A 1,159-nucleotide genomic window follows, 5' to 3' on the forward strand; every position below is an offset into this window, starting at 1 on the left:
GATCGTCTGGCCAAATACCGGTTTGAGGTGCGAAAAGTCAGCCGGGACGGATTTGTGAGCTATGACGGCGTACGCTATGGCGTTCCCTGGAAGTACAGCGGGCGGGACGTGAAGGTGCGGGACATCAATGGATTCATCGAGATCTACCGGGAACAAGAGCTCATTGCCCAGCACAAGAAACAGCATCGATCACGGACGCTGGTGATGTGTGAACACCAATACGCGAACCTCAGCACGGCCCAGGGGTATGCATACCCGAAGCCGCAGGGCATCCGGATTCCGGTGCAGGACGTGGAAGTGCGATCGCTGGATGTGTATGAGCGGCTGATGGAGGTGGGAACATGATCGAGCTGGAGCAAGCTCGCCACCGTTTGGAAGAGCTCGGATTGGGACAAGCCGCCCAATCGTTGGATGCGATCCTCGAAGCTGCAAGTCGCAGCCAGAGCACCTATCTGTCGTTCCTGAATGAGCTGCTGGAGGCAGAGCTTCAGGAGCGTCAGCGCCGAAACGTCGAGGTGCGCATGAAACTGGCGCATCTTCCGTACCGGCGCACCTTGCAGGAGTTCGACTTCTCCTTTCAGCCGGGCATAGACGAACGGCTCATCCGGGAACTTGCAGGACTCACGTTCATCGGCAGGCAGGAAAACGTGCTGTTTTTGGGTCCACCCGGCGTAGGCAAGACCCATTTGGCGATTGCCCTCGCCATGGAGGCCATTGGACAAGGATTGCCGGTGTATTTCGTTTCGCTTGCCCAGCTTGTCAACGATTTGCGAAAGGCCTATGAGGAGAATCGTTTGGACAAGCGGATGCGCGTGTATCTGAGGCCGCGCTTGCTCATTGTGGATGAAGTGGGGTATCTGCCCCTGGATCCGCTTGCGGCGAACCTGTTTTTCCAGTTGGTTTCGGCCCGCTATGAGAAGGGGAGCATGATCCTGACGAGCAACAAGAGCTTTGGGGAATGGGGCGAACTGATGGGTGATCCTGTTCTGGCGACAGCGGTGCTGGATCGGCTACTGCATCACTGCCATGTCGTCAACATTCGCGGGAACAGCTACCGCCTCAAGGACAAAGTAAAAACCGGAATCTATTCGACACCAGGCACACAGGTGGGTCAATTTTATTCCGGCGCTGGTGGGTCAAATGAATTCCGGCGTTGACA

2 protein-coding genes are annotated in these 1,159 nt (G+C 56.6%); both read left to right on the top strand.

The window, feature by feature from the left end; translation table 11 throughout:
• Positions 1 to 345: Mu transposase domain-containing protein (locus KJQ12_RS09950; protein WP_425315970.1), on the top strand; the 345-nt coding region annotated here is incomplete at its 5' end.
• Positions 342 to 1,157: an IS21-like element helper ATPase IstB gene (gene istB / locus KJQ12_RS09955; RefSeq protein WP_213484553.1), complete on the top strand. Its 816-nt coding sequence runs from the start codon at positions 342 to 344 to the stop codon at positions 1,155 to 1,157. The genes KJQ12_RS09950 and istB, both read left to right, overlap by 4 nt.
• The last annotated feature ends 2 nt before the right edge of the window (positions 1,158 to 1,159 follow it).

Source organism: Thermobacillus xylanilyticus (genome assembly GCF_907165215.1).
GTDB classification, from domain to species: Bacteria; Bacillota; Bacilli; order Paenibacillales; family Paenibacillaceae; genus Thermobacillus; species Thermobacillus xylanilyticus.

What these genes read in the sequence shown, in the direction of transcription:
- istB (WP_213484553.1), top strand. Translation starts at nt 342, where the DNA reads ATGATCGAGCTGGAGCAAGCTCGCCACCGTTTGGAAGAGCTCGGATTG.